The 19,252-nt window shown below is 34.2% G+C and carries 14 protein-coding genes and 2 pseudogenes; 1 reads left to right on the plus strand and 15 read right to left on the minus strand.

Annotated features, from left to right (window positions below; all coding sequences use genetic code 11):
- Positions 1-81: 81 nt before the first annotated feature.
- Positions 82-336 (plus strand): annotated as a pseudogene (locus LB941_RS06985) (IS30 family transposase); the annotation flags it as partial.
- A gap of 90 nt (positions 337-426) precedes the next feature.
- Here LB941_RS06985 and LB941_RS06990 read toward each other — a convergent pair.
- The 15 genes and pseudogenes from LB941_RS06990 to LB941_RS07060 form a co-directional block, all read right to left on the minus strand.
- Positions 427-747: an aquaporin gene (locus tag LB941_RS06990; protein WP_253360643.1), complete on the minus strand. Its 321-nt coding sequence runs from the start codon at positions 745-747 to the stop codon at positions 427-429.
- A 192-nt stretch (positions 748-939) separates the two neighbouring features.
- Complete coding sequence (locus tag LB941_RS06995) at positions 940-2,412, minus strand: glycoside hydrolase family 32 protein (RefSeq protein ID WP_253360645.1); 1,473 nt, start codon at positions 2,410-2,412, stop codon at positions 940-942.
- Between the two features lie 3 nt (positions 2,413-2,415).
- A complete protein-coding gene (locus LB941_RS07000; RefSeq protein ID WP_253360647.1) occupies positions 2,416-3,336 on the minus strand; it encodes an alpha/beta hydrolase in 921 nt (306 codons plus the stop codon).
- A gap of 29 nt (positions 3,337-3,365) precedes the next feature.
- Positions 3,366-5,243 carry a beta-glucoside-specific PTS transporter subunit IIABC gene (locus LB941_RS07005; protein ID WP_253360649.1) on the minus strand — a complete coding sequence of 626 codons (1,878 nt, stop codon included), beginning with the start codon at positions 5,241-5,243 and terminating at the stop codon, positions 3,366-3,368.
- A gap of 41 nt (positions 5,244-5,284) precedes the next feature.
- A complete protein-coding gene (locus LB941_RS07010; protein WP_253360651.1) occupies positions 5,285-6,268 on the minus strand; it encodes a LacI family DNA-binding transcriptional regulator in 984 nt (327 codons plus the stop codon).
- Between the two features lie 407 nt (positions 6,269-6,675).
- A complete protein-coding gene (locus LB941_RS07015) occupies positions 6,676-9,141 on the minus strand; it encodes an FAD-dependent oxidoreductase (RefSeq protein WP_253360653.1) in 2,466 nt (821 codons plus the stop codon).
- Between the two features lie 612 nt (positions 9,142-9,753).
- Positions 9,754-11,118 carry an MFS transporter gene (locus tag LB941_RS07020; RefSeq protein WP_253360654.1) on the minus strand — a complete coding sequence of 455 codons (1,365 nt, stop codon included), beginning with the start codon at positions 11,116-11,118 and terminating at the stop codon, positions 9,754-9,756.
- On the minus strand, positions 11,111-11,779 hold the full coding sequence (locus LB941_RS07025; protein ID WP_253360761.1) for a PadR family transcriptional regulator: 669 nt from the start codon (positions 11,777-11,779) through the stop codon (positions 11,111-11,113). Before LB941_RS07025 ends, LB941_RS07020 begins: the two co-directional genes overlap by 8 nt.
- Positions 11,780-11,827: 48 nt before the next feature.
- Positions 11,828-11,980: pseudogene (locus LB941_RS12560) on the minus strand (type II toxin-antitoxin system RelE/ParE family toxin); the annotation flags it as partial.
- A 403-nt stretch (positions 11,981-12,383) separates the two neighbouring features.
- A complete protein-coding gene (gene pbp4b, locus LB941_RS07035) occupies positions 12,384-14,324 on the minus strand; it encodes a penicillin binding protein PBP4B (protein WP_253360655.1) in 1,941 nt (646 codons plus the stop codon).
- A 40-nt stretch (positions 14,325-14,364) separates the two neighbouring features.
- Positions 14,365-14,847 carry a PTS sugar transporter subunit IIA gene (locus LB941_RS07040; RefSeq protein ID WP_253360656.1) on the minus strand — a complete coding sequence of 161 codons (483 nt, stop codon included), beginning with the start codon at positions 14,845-14,847 and terminating at the stop codon, positions 14,365-14,367.
- A gap of 15 nt (positions 14,848-14,862) precedes the next feature.
- On the minus strand, positions 14,863-15,711 hold the full coding sequence (locus tag LB941_RS07045; protein ID WP_253360657.1) for a MurR/RpiR family transcriptional regulator: 849 nt from the start codon (positions 15,709-15,711) through the stop codon (positions 14,863-14,865).
- 9 nt (positions 15,712-15,720) lie between these two features.
- Positions 15,721-17,220, minus strand: a complete 1,500-nt coding sequence (locus tag LB941_RS07050) for a PTS transporter subunit EIIC (protein ID WP_253360658.1) — start codon at positions 17,218-17,220, stop codon at positions 15,721-15,723.
- 17 nt (positions 17,221-17,237) lie between these two features.
- A complete protein-coding gene (gene murQ / locus LB941_RS07055; protein WP_253360660.1) occupies positions 17,238-18,128 on the minus strand; it encodes an N-acetylmuramic acid 6-phosphate etherase in 891 nt (296 codons plus the stop codon).
- Between the two features lie 5 nt (positions 18,129-18,133).
- Positions 18,134-19,183, minus strand: coding sequence for a MupG family TIM beta-alpha barrel fold protein (locus tag LB941_RS07060; RefSeq protein WP_253360662.1), 1,050 nt, complete (start codon positions 19,181-19,183; stop codon positions 18,134-18,136).
- Between the last annotated feature and the right edge of the window lie 69 nt (positions 19,184-19,252).

Consider the following 19,252-nt stretch of genomic DNA (forward strand, 5'->3'; position numbering starts at 1 on the left):
AATACTGTAATGAAGCCGCTTAGAGATAGATTCAATTTTATATTATTTCATTTGTCAACTTGACAGGGCGTAGTGCACCTTGCTACAATTTCTCGCGAAATTAAACGACATAAGAGTAAAAATACTGGAAAATACTCACCAGATAAAGCACAGAATGATTATATATTTTCTAAAAGTAAGTGTGGACGTAAAACAAAGTTTATTGAGGATCCATCTTTGTTTCAAAGAATTAAACATCTGTTCCTAGATTGTCAGTGGTCACCAGAAGAAATTTCACAACGCTTATTGCTTGAAACAGGCGAAACAATCATAAGTTTTATCACCATTTATCGCGGTTGGATTGGCGAACACCGTATGAGGTTTATTTTGATAAAGTGTTACATTTAATTTGACAATTCAAGATAAAAAAAGTTGCGATAAACTAACTTAAAAATTAAATATTTTATTTTCTATTGCTGGCATTGTTGCGAAAATAGAAACGGAATTTCTAGATTCAACTGAAGTTGTTTTCTTAAACTGTGGATAAAAATATATCATTACAATGACGGTTCCTAAAAAAGCATCTAAAACCTGTCCTGTTAAATATGATAATACTTTTTCCCATACGAATAAACCAAACAATGCATATGAAACTGTTATCGCTAGATTCAAGTATCCTAATGATCCTGCAACATAAATCGCCATTGTTACAGCAACACCCCCACGAAAAAGTAATATAAAATCAATTTTTCTCAGTTGTTTTTCCAAAACTATCCTTTAAATTTGCACCTGCACTTACTGATTGCCCCAAAACAATCAAGACACATGTTCCTAAAAATTATCCTTTTCTTGAGACTAATTTACAATAGTATTATTATTTCTTCATATAAAATAGTGATGCTAGGTAGCGTAATCGCTCAGCCTAACATCACTATTTTTATAAATACAATTTATATTTAACTAATATTTTATCTCGTGCCAGGTTCCTTTAACTTCTACTGGTCCATTAATTTTAAAAATACAATTCTGATTCTCTTCACTAGTAAAAATGCGACCACTTAATATATATTTACCTTGATCTATAAAGATTTCAAAAGATGTGTGATCAATCCATACTTCTAGTTCTAATTCATCATTATCTAATTCAAGTTTAATCTTTCTACTTGTATCACCCTTTACTCTATCATTAATTTCTTTTTCAAAAACTGATTGTCTGTCAACTTCTAAAGTATTATTTTCTAAATCAGCTTTAATTAATAAACCTAAATTATCATTTCCAGCTCTAAGATTCCACACTACTTGTCCTTGTCCTTTAAAACTCACTTTAAATTGACTAGTTAACCCTGTTTTAAACTTAGCCATCTGCTCAAAATTGATCACGTGTTTTGTACCATATAGACTTTTTAGTTCTTGTACTGGTTTTTGATAAAGTTTACCATTTTGAATAGATAACTCCCGTGGAAGGCTTAGACAACCATTCCATCCTAATGCTTCAGTTGGTAATATTGTTTTATTTGGTCCCATCCAACTAACAATAATTGTCCTAGATTCAACTTGAACAATTTGTGCTGCATAGCTCTCGAATCCTTCATCTATTAAGCTAAGTTTTGGCTTATTTAACTGCCACTCAAGATTATTATCTGTCCACTTAGGACCAATCACAACTGCATTTGGAAATTGTGTTTCATACTTTAAATCTTTTTCTTCTGCTCCTTGTGGACAAAAAATAAACACTTGATGCCCATCAAGTTCAAAAAAATTAGGGCATTCCCACATGTAACCAATACTATGATCAAAAGGCTGTAATACTGATTTAAATTGCCATTTTTTTAGATTAGCCGATGCTTCATATATAATTGCACATCCTTTTTCTTCTTTAGTTTGTGCACCTATGACTACATAATTTTTGCCATTTTGTTGCCACACCTTAGGATCACGAAAATTCATTGTATAGCCATGAGGTGGCTCCTTAATGGCTGGAATTATTTCCTTACTTATCTTATTTTCAGATAAAGTTGCACGCATTTGATAAGCTTCACGTTCATTATCGTTATTTCTAACATTTCCCGTGTAAAAAAATTCTAGTTTTCCTTTATCAACCCACGCACTTCCTGAATATACCCCATCGCTATCATATTTTGTATCAGGATCTATTGTATATGGCAGACTTTCCCAATGAACTAAATCCTTTGATCGTAATCCTCGCCAATAAACCATCTTACGCTTTGTTTTTCTTGGAATCCATTGATGAAATAGATACCAGGAGCCTTGAAAAAAACTAAATCCATTTGGATCACCTAAAAAACCAATTGGTGCTTCAATATGAAATAATTGCCGCAAACTACTATTATTTTTTATCTTTTCAATTTCTTTATACCACAACTTTTTTTCATTGGAAGCTAAATCACGCAATAAGCGATTGTCTAACGCCATTGATTAAGCCTCCTCTACAATATTAATATAATCATGTCGTTTCATCCAAAGATCAGCAAGTTCTACCCATTTTGAGCATGCTATATCTTCATCTGAACTATTTTTCGCTGCTATACTATTTGCTAAACCCATGCCATGTTTTCCTGAACCGAAGAAATGACTCTCACATTCAATATTCAATTCTGTTAATTTTACCATCCATTTTAGTGAATCCGAAACGGGCGTCACTTCATCTTGCAACGATTGCCATAAAAAAGTGGGAGGAATTGTTTTATTTATTTGATGAATTAAATTTAACTCCTCCTTTTGAACTAACGTTGGTTGTTCAGTACCATAAATTGCATTATTCAAATATGGTAACTGTTCTTTAATACTAGTATCTTTTTTGGCTTTACTAATCATATCACCCAAATCGCCAGTCAACATTGGGTATGCTAGTAAGATTCCTCGTAATTTTAAACAATCTCTACCATCAATTCCAATTTTATTTAAATACTCATAATCATTCCAGTGAACAGCATATGATGCAGCTATATGTCCTCCAGCAGAAAAGCCTAATAAAAATAGTCTTGTTAAATCTAATTTATATTCTACAGATAATTCTTTTAAAATTTTTAAAGTTTGTACCAATTCACTTAATTGCTGAGGATAATGAGAATTTGAGTCTACTTTTGGTACATCTATTTTTAAATCAACCCTCTCTTCAAAATAAGTTGTATAATTCAACAAAACAACATTATATCCTCGTGCTAAAAAGGTTAATGCTACGGGTTCACTTTCTTTTTTAGCTCTAAATAAATAAGAACCACCTGGACAAATAATTAAAGTTGGATGCTCTTTAATTACTTGATAAGAAATTTCCTGATCTAACATATATAAGGTTAAAGATGCCCGATCATTCAAACGTCGAGTAACTTCTATCATAATTCTCTTCTCCTCCTACTTGCTAACTATCATTTACTTGATATTTCAAATAACTTAGTCTCTGTAGTTACATGTTGCTGTAGATTAGCATGTTTTTTTAATTGTTGTACATCAGCTTGATTTGTAATAATAGTTAATACAACAGGATCGTAGCCTTTAGCTCTAATATTTTCAATATCAAAACTAATAAGTTTTTGTCCTACGACAATAGACTGATTATCTTTTACATATGCAGTAAAACCTTCTCCTTGTAAGTTTACTGTGTCCAACCCAATATGAATTAAGACTTCAACTCCTTCATTAGACACTAAGCCAATTGCATGTAATGTTGGAAATACCTTGATTACTTTTCCTGAAAAAGGAGCTCTAATACTTGTTGAACTTGGATCAACCGCAATGGTTGCACCCATTGCTTCTGAACTAAATACAGTATCATTAATATCTTTCAAGGATACTACATCACCTTCTACCGGACTATTAATTACTGTATCTATTTCATTAGTATATTGATTATTCTCTTTTTTAGTTTCAGTTGTTGTATCTACAAGTTTTTCATCCTCACCAAAGCCAAAAACCCAATGTAAAATAGCAGTCCCAAAAAATGCAATTGCTGCAATTAATGCATAACCCCATATTGGTTTAAAGGTAGGAATCGTAAATATACCTCCTGCTAATTGTGTTGCTTTAACATCAAGAGAACCAGCAATTGCGCCCGAGATAGCACTCATTGCAATTGCATATGCAAATGAACGTTTATATCTAAAGAAAATACCATAGATGATAGGCTCTGTAACACCTGACAGCAATCCTGGGATTAAACCGGAAGCAGCTATTTCTTTCAATTGTGCATTTTTTGTTTTAAATAACACACCTAATCCGGCACCAGATGCTGCCCATACACTTCCCATTGCAATCGCTAAAATTGGATCACTTCCATTTGTAGCTATATTAGATAATATGATAGGGATAACTGCCCAATGTAAACCAAAAACAACAATAGGAATCCAAAATCCTCCAATCAATAACCCTGCAATAATCGGACTTTTTGCAATAATCCATGTCGTTGCAGTTGCAATACCTTTACCAACATATACACCAAACGGTCCAAAAATCATTACTGTTAACGGGACCATAATAATAAGTGAAAGTAGTGGTAAAAATAGTAAATGTAATTGGCTTGGAATATATTTTTTAAGAAATTTTTCTAAAAATGAATAAATAACAATTGCAACTAGAATTGGAATTACTGTTGTAGAATAATTCATTAAAACTACTGGAATACCAGCAAAATCAATTGTGGAACCGATTCCTTTAATGAGCGCAGTAAAATTCGGTTCTAGTAAAGCGGCTCCTATTGTTGCTGCAATATAAGGGCTCACATTTAATTTTTTGGCTAATGTTGTTCCCAACAAAATTGGTAAGAAATAAAATACAGCATTCCCAGCAGCAGCTAAAATCGCATACGTTCCACTTTTGGCTGACATCCAGCCTACCATTGTCATAATAGATAAAAAGGCTTTAATTAGCCCTGATCCACAAAAAACAGGAATCCATGGTGTAAAACTCCCTGATAAGATGTCAAATACTTTGGATACTATACCAGTGTTTTTATCACTATTATCATCTGTAGAATTATTAGAATCAAAATCAAACTTTCCTACTTTTATTACATCATCATAAACATCACCTACATTAGGTCCTATTACTACTTGCAATTGACCTGACGCATTAACAACCTGCAAAACATTTAGTGCCTTCAGAGCATCCATATCAGCCTTGTTTGGATCCTTCAATCTGAAACGTAATCGTGTAGCACAGTGAGTTAAATATTTAACGTTCTCACGTCCTCCAACTTTTTGAACAATATCTTGTGCTAATTTTTCATTCTTTATAGCATAAGCCTCCATTAATTTATAAGGAACCGGTTCCTTAAACTAGAATAAATCATTTAAAACTTTTTGTCAACGCTTTCACCATATATAATTGAGTACGCCATTATAACTTTTTTCTCCTCTTGTTTATTCTGTAAAATATTTATCATCATTTCACCGGCTTTACGGCCTGTTTCAAAAAAATGAAGGTCTACTGTTACCAATTTAGGATGCAATAGTTGCCCAATCTGATATCCACCAAATCCTGTAACAGAGACCTTTTTAGGTACTGCTACTCCCATTTCTTGAGCAGCTGTTATTATTCCAAAAGCAATGTTATCTGTTGCACAGACCACTAAATCTGGCCATTTTGAAGAAAAATTTTCTAATGCTACTTTTTTAGCATCATTTGCATTAAAACTTGTTTCATAATATTCAACATTGCAACTTCTAAATTTTTTTAACGCTCTTTGAAATCCCATTTTTCGATCTCTACCAACTGCATGGTCATCTTCAGATACGCCTATGTACGCTATATTTTTATAATTATGCATTAAAATTGACTTACTTAACGCAAAGGCAGCTTCTTCATTTGCATTGAGTAAATTATATGTTGTATCACACTCTTGTCCCACAACTAAAACAGGGACATCAATCTCCTTAATTATTTTTAAGTGTTTAGGTGTTATTCTAGTTGCTAATAGTACAATGCCATCAACTTTTTGATGTGCTAAATTAATCATGCTTTGAATTTCACGAGTTTGACTTTCATTTGTATTAGCAATTATCAATTGATATTTTGCATCCTGTAATTGCTGATCTAATCCCCTTAAAACTTGCGATAATGAACTTGAATCTAATCGTGCAATTATTGTTCCAATGATATATGTTTTTTTAGCCTTTAAGCTACGCGCAAATGCATTTGGTGTATAATGTTGTTCTTGTATAATACGTTCAATTTTAAATTTAGTTTTTTCGCTTACATATCCCCCATTCAAATAACGAGATACTGTGCTTTTTGCAACACCAGCTAATTTTGCAATATCTTCAATTGTTGCCATTAAATATTTCTCCTTGCGTCATTGAATAGTTAGTACGAATTCTATGCGCCAACTTCTTTTATTCTAACAATATCTAGCCGTAAGCTCAATTAATTTAAAAATAGTTTGATGCCATCTTTGTAAGTTGATTAGATAAATTGTATTTTATACCATTAATTCTATTTTATTAGTCTGTCTTATAAATCTTATATTTATAGAAAATTTACATGTTTCAATATAACATTTTTTATAATAACTACACTAAAAACACCGAAAACTTAAACATCTTCGGTGTTAAACAGACTAAATTCTTTATCTACCATAATGCAACATCACAAATAAACCATTTTCTGAGTTATTTCAGGCTATATTTACAATGTCTCCTCAAATATATCTATTCTCTTAAAACTTAATTTAAACCTCTACCTCTATATAAACAGCTGCATATTAGCTTTTTCGCTATCGCCTATAAAGGTAGCGACTCCACCATATTCTACAAAGTCAAATAACTCTTCTTTTTCAATACCCATTAAATCCATGCTCATCGTACATGCTACAAACTTAACACCCAATTGATGTGCTTGTTGAATCATTTCTGGCAAAGGTGCTACATTTTTTTGCTTCATTACTTTTTTGATCATTTTTGCACCAAGACCACCCATATTCATTTGAGAAATCTTAAGTTTATCTGCACCTGCAGGTAACATTATATCGAACATTTTTGCCAATCCGGATTTTTTAACGGTCTGTTTCTTTAAAATAGATAGCCCCCAGAAGGTAAAGAACATTGTTACTTTTTTACCATATGCGGCTGCTCCAGATGCAATTATCATTGAAGCAAGGGCCTTATCTAAATCGCCACTAAATACCACCATTGTTGCTCCATCTTTGGTTTCAAGTAATTGACCTTCAGGAGGTAATGTAGTTGGCATCTTTGGTTCTGATTTTTGGGGCAGTTCTTTTCCCTTTACAATCGTTGCAAAAACCTTATTATCTTTTATTTTATTATCAATAACTGTATTACCTGTATTCTGACACCAAACCTCAATATCATTGCTAAATCCAAAATCACTTGCTTGAACTTCAATTTTTTGGCCTGGCTTCATCCTGTCGATATTTTCTTTAACCTTCAAGATAGGCCCTGGGCATTGTAAACCGCACGCATCTAATTCAATATTTTCTAACGTATCTTTGGCATAATCATTTTTCACAACATCTTTTTTGATTTTTGTAAACTCAACCTGATGCAACTGATACTTTGAATTTTTATATGTTTTATAGCCTCCATCAAGGTTTTTCACACTGTAACCATGTTGCATCAAAATTCTCGCTGCATTATAGCCACGCAAACCAACTTGGCAATAAACATAGATTGTCTGATCTTTAGGCACTTCAACTAAATGTTGGCGTAACTGATTTAATGGAATTTCAACACTACCACCAATTCTGCCTGTTAATAATTCAAAGTCTTCCCGGACATCAAGAAAATATGCTCCTTGTTCTTTTAAGCTATCCACTTCAGACCATTGGAAGGTTTTAACTTTACCATTCACTATATTATCAGCTGTATAACCTAACATATTTACCGGATCTTTAGCGGATGAATACGGCGGTGCATATGCCAACTCAATCGCCGCTAAATCAGGGGCTTTAGCGCCAAATTTCATTGCCGTAGAAATAACATCAATTCTTTTGGCAACACCTTCAGTCCCAATTGCTTGCGCACCTAAAATTTTCCCATTTTGTGCAAACAAAAGTTTCAATGCTATTGGTGCCGCACCAGGATAGTAACCTGCATGTGAATTGGGATGAATATGAATTGCTTGATACTCAATTCCTTGCTTTTTCAAGATACGTTCACTATTTCCGGTGCTTGCTGCCGTCAATTCAAATACTTTAGCAACTGATGTCCCTTGTGTACCTGGATATTTAGCTGGAAGTCCATTTATTATATCTGCAACTAAACGACCTTGCCGATTTGCAGGCCATGCTAGTGGAATATTGGTAGCTTCACCACTAACGCTATCGGTCACCTCAATAACATCACCAATAGCGTAAATATGCGCAAAGTTTGTTCTCATCTGAGTATCTACTTTAATGCCACCTTTGAATCCTAACTCTATTCCACATTGTTTGGCCAATGTGTTTTCTGGTAAAACCCCAATTGATAGAATTGTCATGTCTGTTGCCAGTACTTGTCCACTTGTCAAAACTAACTCATGACCATTATTGCGCAATTCTTTTAAACCATCGTTAAGAATTAACTTAACTCCGTGCATATTAATTTGAGCGTGTAACATCTGTGCCATTTCAAAATCAATATTTGGCATTACTTGTGGCGCCATCTCAACTAATTGAACATTTATACCAAGCTCAGAAAGGTTTTCCATCATTTCTAGTCCAATAAATCCGCCACCAATAACTGTAGCCGTCTTGACTTTGTTTCTAGTAATATATGTTTTTATTAAATCCATATCCGGTATATTACGTAGACTAAATACGTTCTTAGCATTTTCTAAACCATCAATCGCTGGCACTATTGCCTTGGCTCCTGTTGATATAATCAATTCATCGAAACTTTCATCATATACCTTACCTGTTTTGTGATTGGTGACTGTGACCGTTTTTTCGGTTGGATGAATCGCCGTAACTTCAGAAAAATTTCGTACATCTAAACCATACTGACTACTCATCCCTGCAACAGTTTGCAGTAACAGACTTTCACGCTCTTTTATTACTTCACCTACATGGTAGGGCAATCCACAATTTGCAAAAGAGATATATTCTCCTTTTTCTAGTAGGATAATTTCATCTTCTTCACTTAACCGTCGTAACCGAGTTGCCGCTGTTGCCCCACCAGCAACTCCACCAATAATTACTATTTTTTTAGCCATATTTTCTCCTTGTCTATTATTTCACAAATGATAATTTTAATATACAGGGGCAATTACATCACTCCTGCTTTTTCATCCAAAATATTCGTTTAATTCACCAAAAGTTGGTTAGATCTCTGTCGTACGCACTGTTCTTTACGTAATTAAAAACTAGTTTATGCTTTTATAATATACCCACCCAGGTATATAGTCAAGGAGTAGTAGCTTCACAAAATTTCTTTTTTATTTTTATAATCCGTAGTATCCTTGATTCCAATAAAAATTTTTCATTAAGAGTTCCTGATGTTGTCGCCAAAATTGAAACATACTACTTATATCAAAAAGCTGGACTGTGAAAACTTGGAAGTTTTCGTAGTCCAGCTTTTGATATAATAGTAAATCCATCGCATAACACTTGTATGATGAATGGCAATCCACAATCATGTAAAACTTCAACAATACCACAGTGGCTCAATAAGAGCCTAAAAAGAATAGGCAATGGCTACTAAAAATATCTTTCTAGAAATAATGAACTTTAATTTAACTTAATTCTTCGCCATAGCTACCTTGTTTCTAGGCTAACTATAAATCAAATTTAAATTTTCTGTACTAGAATCCAGAAGAGTATTTTAACTAAATCGTACTTTTACCAATATTTCGACTGACCGTCGTCAACTCAAACATTGGCCATAACATGAGCAAACCTAAAAAAGCAAAACCAAACTGATAAGCATGTTCCAAAGGCATTGTGTGGCTAAGAATTGAAACAATCACCGTAATTAAGGATACACCCAACCCTTGTGCTAGGGTCATAATCACTGCCGTTAACGTATTAGCACTATTTCGTTCAGCCAAAGGTACATCAGCAAATGTCAACCCGTTGTATGCAGTTAATGCTAATGAGCGCCCAACACCAGAGATAAACGCTAGCAAGGCAATAATCCATGGAAATGTTTCCGTCGTAATCATGGCCAAACAAAGCGAACTGATCATCACCATTAGAAAGGCACTAAGGAGCGCGCCACAATATTTGAGCGTTTTGATAATCACCGTTGTGAATGGTTTAATCCCTATATTGCCTAGAAAAATAAAAATTACAAAACTCGATGCTTTAACGGGTGACCATTGAAAAACTGTTTGCAAATACACAGTCATCAAGTATGGCATCGCGCCAACTGATAGCCATAGTACACTACAACCTATTTGTGTGAACCGAAATGATTCAATTTGCAATGATGAAACAGAAAATAATGGATTTTCGACTTTACACAAGTGAAAGTAAGAAAAAACTAACATCCCTGCACCAATAATAACCATCAGTGCTGCCAATAACCATTCAGCTCGCCCATGTGTCGCCAATTCCGCACCAGCTAAAATCAGCCCTGAAGCAATCGCAATTGCAATAAACCCCATAACATCAAACCGGCGATGAATCACTGTTCGATTATCGTGATCGATTAAGAAGAGGCCGTATAGAATAATGATGATTCCAATTGGTAAATTGATCATAAATATCCAACGCCAGTTCCACCACGTCACAATTAGGCCACCAATTAAAGGAGCAATTGCTGGGGCAAGCAAAGCTGGCCAAACTAGATAGCTTGTCATCCTTAATAATTGTTCAGGAATTGTTTTTTCCAACACAATCAGCCGAGCCGTCGGTGTCATCATTGCACCCGACATTCCCTGAATTACGCGCATCCCTAATAAAACTCCAAACGTCGGTGCTAATGCACTACCAAGAGAACTTAACGTAAATAATCCAACCGCCAGTATCCACATCTTTTTCTTACCAAACCGATCAGCAAGCCAGCCACTTAGAGGAATAAAAATGGCAACAGTAATTAGATAAATACTAACAAGTAGTGCAACAGTGGACGATCCAGTCCGAAAATATTTCGCCATGCTTGGTAACGCTGTTGTGACAATCGTCCCATCCATGATTTCCATGAAGAGACTTGCAGCCATTAATAACGCAATTTTGATTTCTTTAGTCATTCGATTGAAAGCCACCATTCTTCTTCAAAGCTGCTTTAAATTCTTGAATCCACTGCTGCGTCACCTGTGCCTGTTTCAAGCGTAATTGCATTTTTTGCATCGCATACCAGTGATCCTTTTTTTCATGTTTCTTTAAATGCTCGAGCTCTGCTTGGCAGTCATCCACAATAGCCACTTGTTCATTCATATATTGATCCAACAAATCCTGCTGTTTAGATAGCGGTAAATGCTGCATTGAATCCAACTTAATTTGGAAAATATCATCCGTGTGGGCACCCTCTGGAACCGGTTCATGCATCAGGTTAAAAAAGCGTGCTTCACCCTTCTTTGTAATCGCAGCCAATCTTGTCGATCTTTTGTCATCGTCTTGTATGGTTAGTGTAATATAGCCCTCTTTTTCTAAGCGCTCGAATAGCGGATAAATAACGCCAAAACTAGTTTTTCGGTGACGCCCAAGCGAGACCTGCATTGATTGTCGCAAACGATAGGCTGTCTTAGGCTTCTCCATCAACTCACCCAAAACGTACAATTCATTCATCATTTCAATATCAACCGTCCTTTTATATCTTTTAGATATAAACAATATATATCTAAAAGATATAAAAGTCAAATACAAAACAGACTCTTGCTTTCTTGCAAACCAACCTTCTAATAGCGTCATTGCGTGTTCAACCTGTTTCGTATCAGTCTTACTCTGTTTTTTCGTATAGTGACTTAACAACACAAACCTTTCGCCAGCATAGCTCGCATAGAAAATTCTTTCCGATTGTGGTCTTAACTCCATGATTGGATATTTATAACTCTTTAGTACATTTGCATGTGATAACCTAATAGTTTTTCTAAAGTTTCTAGCTGATAACATACCTTTTTCAGCACTTTTTAGTCATCTTTTTGTTTGCTCTCATTCAAGCTACCTACCCTAATCTCACTTTAGCCATTTCTATCTTCGTAAACTTCTATTTCATGCATCTTATTTATATCCTTCAATATAACTTCTCTGCTATATTATTTTACAAGCATAATATATGTATAAAAGTTATATAAAGTGCAATAAAAAAACCAAAAAGAATCTAATCTCTTTGGCTTTTGACGTCACAGTCATGCACGCATTATTAGTTAGCTAACAGCATAATTATTACCCCTAGATTAATATAGCTGCTTTACTATTTTCAACCCAGAAACATATAAAAAACATTAACTGACTATACATACTAGATAATTTATAGTAACCAAAATACAACTTTTTATTTTGTGTACCTTATTTTCTACTCAACATTTACCTTAGAACCTTTTAAATAGCTTGTTATATTCTTAGCAGTTGTTGTTTTTAGGAAATTGTTTGTAGTCGTCGTATCTCTGTCTTTTAAAGTTTCAAATAGTGCACGCAAATCAGCTTTGTCGTATTTGCTATTATCCGCTTTATTTTCTTTAATTTCAGCATATCTTTGCGAAACTAAACTTATAATTTTTTGATCATTAGCATTTTTGCTATCGTTATTAATGCCAGATACCGCTAAATTCACAACATCGCCGTATTTAGCTAACAGATAATGCCCCCCAGCAAAATCATTAGGATCTTTTTTAGCATCAACCAGTGGTGTATTTCTTTCATTAGTCAACAGAATTATCACATTGTTATTCTTTGGATCAATTACTGTTAGTGTACCTGTCCAACCCGTATGCCCCACAGTGCTAGAATCTGTTTGTTTTGAAAATGCCCAGTTATAATTTACAGTTCCTGTAGCATTTCTGCGCCATCCTAGACCATAACTAGGATCTGTTGACTTAGGTTTAATAAATTCTTGCAGTGTTTCTTCATTGCATAATTTATAATTTCCATAGCCTCCACCATTTACAACAATTTGCGCTAATTTTGCTAAATCCGTTGCATTACTAAACAAGCCAGCATGACCACTTACACCTTTCATTGAATAATATGCCTTTTCATCATGAACTTGTCCTTGTAATGTATTTTTTCTAATGTTGTTAAATGATACTGCTCCACCTCTTGTATTACCATCTAATTCAGTTGCAGCCGTATCGTTTTTAGAAAAGCCATTTTCAAGTGGATTAAAGGTGATATGCTTTAGTGCCAATGGTTTGTATATTTCTTTGTTAACATATTGATCTAAGCGCGTATTTGTTATTTTTTCAATAATAAAACCTAATAGCATATAATCAACATCTGAATATACCGTTTTTGTACCTGGTGTATAGTCTAGTGGTGTTGCGATTATTTTATCCAAAACTTCATTTCTGTTTTGTGTATATAATGCAATATTCTTATTTTTCTCTGGTTTCAATGGATTATCACTGTTGTAGTTTTGATTATGATATTGTGGATCAGCTGGAAATCCTGCTTGATGTTCTAGAATTTCTCTGACAGTTAAATCACTCTTACCTTTAATTGTATCTGTAGCTTGATCTTTGAAGTTAGGTAAAATATCACTAACCTTAGAATCAATATTTAGTTTACCTTCAGATACTAATCTTTGAATTGCATAATTAGTTGCATACATTTTCGTGTTGCTGGCTAAATCATATAAGGTATTATTAGTAACTGCTTTTTGACCATTTAATCTTTTTCCATCTTTGCTATAACTATTCACCATACCATAAGAAGACTGTTTGATAATTTTACCATTATGCACTACTACTAATTGTGCTGATGAAAAACCATTCTTTATTTCTGCCTTTATAACTGCATCCAGTAACTTAAAGGAGTCATTATTTTTATACTTAGCATCATTCGCTTTATTTTTTAATGTTGGATATGGTATTTTAATTTTAACATTCTTATTTTTAAGCGTATCTACCTGCAAAATATTAGCTCCATTTTTAGTTAAGTCCTTAATACTGATTTTATTCCAATAGTTTTGCTTTATGCTCCCCACATTAAGCTTATGACTGTTAATAAAAACCTTTAAGTCCTTATTATTTTTAGCTTTAAGCCATAAATACCCTTGACCTTTAAATCCCTTGAATTGTTGTTCTTGATTATTTAATAACGCATAGGAATCAAAATCATCATTAGTTGCACTCGCTTTTTCTGAAAATGTTGCTGTACTTTGAAAATCACCTTTAGGTTCACTTTTGGAATACCGAATAACACTTGCTGTGCTCTTTTTTGATAAAGTAGAACTCTTTGTACATCCCGTTAAAATAGCAACACCAACCGCTGCAAAAATCAAATACTTTTTTTTCATAATATCTCCCCCAAAAAGATAATTACGACTATGACAACATCTAACTAAGAGTTACATCTGCGACAACGTCTGCTGGTGTTACATTTTCCACTTTTTTTACATCTACGGTACTTACTTTATCCATATTAGTAATTACTGTAATTGCTGTTGTCTTTTTTTCATGTTCCCTTATAAAGTCTAAATCCATATCAGCTAACTTATCCCCTACTGAAACCTGATCACCTACACTAACATGGATTTTAAAAGGTGCCCCTTGCAATTCTACTGTATCTATTCCTAGATGAAGTAAAATTTCTAAACCAGTGTCAGTTACTAGCATTATTGCGTGTTTTGTATCTGCTACCATCTTAATTTCCCCTGAAATTGGAGCCAAAATTTCACCTTTATTTGGCTGAATAGCAAATCCATCGCCCATCATCTTTTGTGAGAACACGTCATCAGCTACCTTCGTAATTGGAATCAAAACGCCACTAGCCATTGCTTTAAATTCTACTTTTTTATTCTTATTTTTAAAACCAAACAAAATATTCACCACCTATTACGAAAAATGTTTTTTTATTGTTTTTTGCGATTCTACTAACTGCTTGATATTTCTTTGGTAGTCATTAGTAATAAAAGTGTAATATAGCATATCCACAACATATAGTTGGGCCATTAATGATGTTGTTGCAGCTGAACGTGCCGTTTGATTTTCCTCACTATCATCGTTTACTACTACAACATCTGATAATTTACCTAATGTGCTGTATCTATTGCTACTTACTGAAATTACTGGAATCTTTAAGGAACGTGCAACTTCTGCTAATTTGATACTTTCTAACTTTTCACCCGAATTGGAGAATAAAACTAAACCTGCATCTTCACTCTGTGTCGTTAATCCAGCAGCTAGTAAATGTGTATCTTGCGAATGAATTATTGATTTACCTATACGCATGAATTTCTGTGTGAAATCCCGTGCAGCAACATCTGATGCCCCTAAGCCGTAGACATATATACTCTTTTTTTCAAAAATATAATGACTAGCTTGGCTTAAAATATCCTCTTTCAATAAAGCATTAGTTGCTTCAATTGTATGATTTATTCTTAATGCCAACTTATCTTTTATTGATTCGATGCTATCTTTAGGATTTATTTCATCATATAAGGTTTTATCAATATTTTTTTCTAAAGCTAACTTCATTTTTAATTCTGGATAGCCACCATCTGGAACTATTAGTTTTCCAAATCTCGTAACTGTAGCTGTACTTACACCAGAAGCAGTTGCTAATTCAGCAGTACTCATTTTTGTAACTTCTGTAACATGCGCTAAAATATAACGACCAATTTTTTGTTCTGATCGTGAAAACTTATTTAATTTGTTAGAAATTTCAAATAAAATGTTTGTCATAGTTTAAGTTTAGTCCTTAATAAGATTTCCCTTTACATCCTTAGACATTCTGGCATCTTTTGGGATTCCAAAGAAATATGTTGCTATGAAACCGCCAATATATGCAGCTAATAATCCCAAAATATAACCTAACCAATGTCCATTATTTATTAACGGGATTAATGCAATTCCTGATGGTCCAATTGCCGTCGCTCCAATATTACCCAAAGCTCCGATAACTGCACCACCAATACCACCACCAACACAGGCAGTAATAAATGGTTTTCCAAGTGGCAATGTAACCCCATAAATTAAGGGTTCACCCACACCTAAAATTCCAACTGGTAAAGCTCCTTTAATCATATTGACCAATTGTTTATTCTTTCTGCAACGTACCCATAATGCACAAGCAGCTCCAACTTGACCACCACCAGCCATAGCTAAGATAGGTAATAGTGGTGTCATTCCTAGTTTATTAATCATTTCGATATGAATTGGTGTTAAGATCTGATGTAACCCAAACATAACCATTGGCAAGAAGAATAAGCCCAATAAGAAACCTGCAACTGCTCCACCAACATTTAAAATCCATTCAATAACTCCAACTAAACTGGTTGAGACAACTCCTGCAACTGGCATAACCAAAAAGATCGTAAATACGCCAACGATTAATAGTGAAATTGTCGGTGTCACAATAATATCAATTGAATCTGGAATTACCTTACGTAAACTTTTTTCAACTATTGATAATACCCAAACGGCAAAAATAACACCTATAATTCCACCTTGTCCAGCTGACAGTGCTTGCCCATTAAAAATATTATGGATAGGAGCTTGCGGCGTAACTCCTGTTAATAAAGTCACAGCCCCTATAACACCACCTAATCCGGCAGTTGCACCAAATACCGTAGCACTATTAATACCTACATATATTACAAGATAAGAGAATAAGCCACTATTAATAATTTTTAAAATTGCAATGAATTCTGTCCAATTTTTACCAATATCCCCTGCTACCATCAAATTAGACAGAATCGCAGCAATCCCAGATATTAACCCAGCCCCTACAAATACCGGAATTAAAGGGATAAAAATACTAGAGATAGCTTCTAATACTTTTCGTACAGGTGTCTGCTTAATTTTAGATTTTTGTGCTGCATGCATCTCTTTAGCCTTAGCTTGAACCATTTCTTTATCACGTTCATAATCTGATTTTGATATTTCATCACTAGCTGCCGCGATAGTACTAGCCTCTGGAAATTTTTCCCCCAGTTCAACTCCAACTTGCTTTACCATTATATCTGCAACCTTATTAACAGTTCCTGGGCCAACAATCACCTGTAAGGTATCCTCTTGAACAACTCCCATTACCCCATCAATTGCTTTTAATCCATCAATATCAACTAGCGCTTCATCTCTAATTGTCATCCGAACTCTAGTCATACAATGAATTAATTTTTCAACATTCTGTGGTCCCCCAACATGACTGTAAATTTCATTTGCAATACGTGTATATTTATCTGTACTCATCTCATATCCCCCCATGTTTATTTAACTACTTGACGTACAAAACCATTGGCATCCTTTAAAGATTTAATAGCTTCATCTCTACTTAGATTTGTTAAAATCATAATAATTGCAACTTTAACATCTTGCTTAGCTTGATTAAAAGCTCTAACTGCATCTAATTCTGAACAATCAGTTGCTTGCATAATAATACGTTTTGCACGTTCGATTAATTTTTCATTAGTCGGTTTTACATCAACCATTAAGTTCTTATATACTTTCCCAATTCCAATCATTGCTGCCGTTGAAATCATATTTAAAACCAATTTTTGAGCAGTCCCTGATTTTAAACGTGTTGAGCCTGTTAAAACCTCAGAACCAACTTCAACTTCAATTGGAATCTGTGCATGCTTACTAATTATCGCATTGTCATTACAAGAAATACTAATCGTAACCGCTCCAACTTCATCAGCATAATCTAATGCCCCAACAACATATGGTGTTCTCCCACTAGCTGCAATCCCTACAACAACATCATTAGAAGTTAAATTCAATTTCACCAAATCTTGTTTGCCGAGTAGTTTTGAATCTTCAGCTCCTTCGACCGCAACCGTCATAGCCGACATGCCCCCAGCTATAATTCCTTGAACCATTTTAGGATCTGTTCCAAATGTTGGTACACATTCTGCTGCATCTAGCACCCCTAATCGTCCACTAGTCCCAGCCCCCATATATATCAGCCGACCATTAATGTTGAAGTGTTTAATTACTTCTGTGACTGCTTCTTCAATTCTAGGTATTTGTTTTTTGATTACTAAAGGTACTTTTTGGTCTTCTTCATTCATTAGTTCTAAAATTTCTCTCGTTGATAAAGTATCCAATAACATTGTCTTTTCATTACGTTTTTCTGTTGTTAAATTTTCTAAATTCACTTTCGTTAATCCCCTTTAACAAAACGAATAGCTTGATTGCTGCCTATCCATTGTAATAATGGTACTTCTGATGCAACTACTTGCCCGATAACATTAACTTTTGTATCTGCATTAAGTTGCTTTTTAACTATTTGCAATTCGCCACAGTATCGCTTATAGCGGCAGTTGTCGATTGTAATTGCACCTGCAAGTCGTGTTCTTGTTTCGTGTGGAACTATTTTTTCTGTATTTCTCTCGCGCCCCTCTATCAGTCTTACTACATCACGAGAAATATCTGGTCTATTATGCCAAATAGATTTATACAAAAACTCCGCATCTGATTGGATGCTCAATTGCAGAACATTTTTTGAAAAGAACATTTCAAATTTTCTGCACATCTTCTCACTCAAAGTTCCATCACCAACATAAACTTTGTCAATATTGCAGTCATTCAATAGCTTTATTGTTGCAACTAATGGATTAGTATATCTATCACATTCTAATGTTGGCAAGCCTGCAAAGATTGGTCCCCTTAATTCAGTATCGCTTGCTATAAAGGCCATTGTGGTAAAACCTTGTTTCTTAAGCCATTCATTTTTATGAATAAACCAATTATTATCTAATCCTGTTTCTGGACGTGGATAGTAATTATGCCAAGCTTCTAAATTATCAAAATTTGCATGATTATCTTTTAGACATTCGATATCCAAATCACTGATAGTACTTGCATTCAAAGCGATGTTCATTTCATTTGAAAGGCACGCAACTTCTTCCATAGAAAAACCATCATCAATTCTTAGTGCTGTTACACCTAAATCTATTAATTTATAAATATCCTTAATTCCAATATTTAAACGATTTAGCCCCTTAATTGACACATCTACTGTTAAGTAGAAGTTTAATTTTTTACAAATCCCCCCCAAATCTTTTAAGCGTTGTAGTGATTCACTAACATTGTCTTCAGGAATATTTAACGATGTAAATATTCCTTCAAAACCAGAGCTTTTCATCAGTTCTATTCGTTTTTGTTCAGGAACCGTCAGTTTCTTATTTAAAAACACCGAGAACCCTAACATCTAATCTCCTCCTTGCATATGGAATCGTTTACAGTTAGAGTATAGCATCTATGTTACTAAATTACAAAT

It is taken from the genome of Ligilactobacillus ubinensis, from assembly GCF_024160875.1.
In the GTDB taxonomy this organism is placed as follows: domain Bacteria; phylum Bacillota; class Bacilli; order Lactobacillales; family Lactobacillaceae; genus Ligilactobacillus; species Ligilactobacillus ubinensis.

Bases quoted from the DNA above. Each gene is read 5' to 3' on its own strand.
- LB941_RS07000 (WP_253360647.1), bottom strand. From the start codon at position 3,336: ATGATAGAAGTTACTCGACGTTTGAATGATCGGGCATCTTTAACCTTA.
- LB941_RS07010 (WP_253360651.1), bottom strand. From the start codon at position 6,268: ATGGCAACAATTGAAGATATTGCAAAATTAGCTGGTGTTGCAAAAAGC.
- LB941_RS07060 (WP_253360662.1), bottom strand. From the start codon at position 19,183: ATGTTAGGGTTCTCGGTGTTTTTAAATAAGAAACTGACGGTTCCTGAA.
- LB941_RS07045 (WP_253360657.1), bottom strand. From the start codon at position 15,711: ATGACAAACATTTTATTTGAAATTTCTAACAAATTAAATAAGTTTTCA.
- pbp4b (WP_253360655.1), bottom strand. From the start codon at position 14,324: ATGAAAAAAAAGTATTTGATTTTTGCAGCGGTTGGTGTTGCTATTTTA.
- LB941_RS07020 (WP_253360654.1), bottom strand. From the start codon at position 11,118: ATGACTAAAGAAATCAAAATTGCGTTATTAATGGCTGCAAGTCTCTTC.
- LB941_RS07025 (WP_253360761.1), bottom strand. From the start codon at position 11,779: ATGACGCTATTAGAAGGTTGGTTTGCAAGAAAGCAAGAGTCTGTTTTG.
- LB941_RS06995 (WP_253360645.1), bottom strand. From the start codon at position 2,412: ATGGCGTTAGACAATCGCTTATTGCGTGATTTAGCTTCCAATGAAAAA.
- LB941_RS07015 (WP_253360653.1), bottom strand. From the start codon at position 9,141: ATGGCTAAAAAAATAGTAATTATTGGTGGAGTTGCTGGTGGGGCAACA.
- LB941_RS07005 (WP_253360649.1), bottom strand. From the start codon at position 5,243: ATGGAGGCTTATGCTATAAAGAATGAAAAATTAGCACAAGATATTGTT.
- LB941_RS07050 (WP_253360658.1), bottom strand. From the start codon at position 17,220: ATGAGTACAGATAAATATACACGTATTGCAAATGAAATTTACAGTCAT.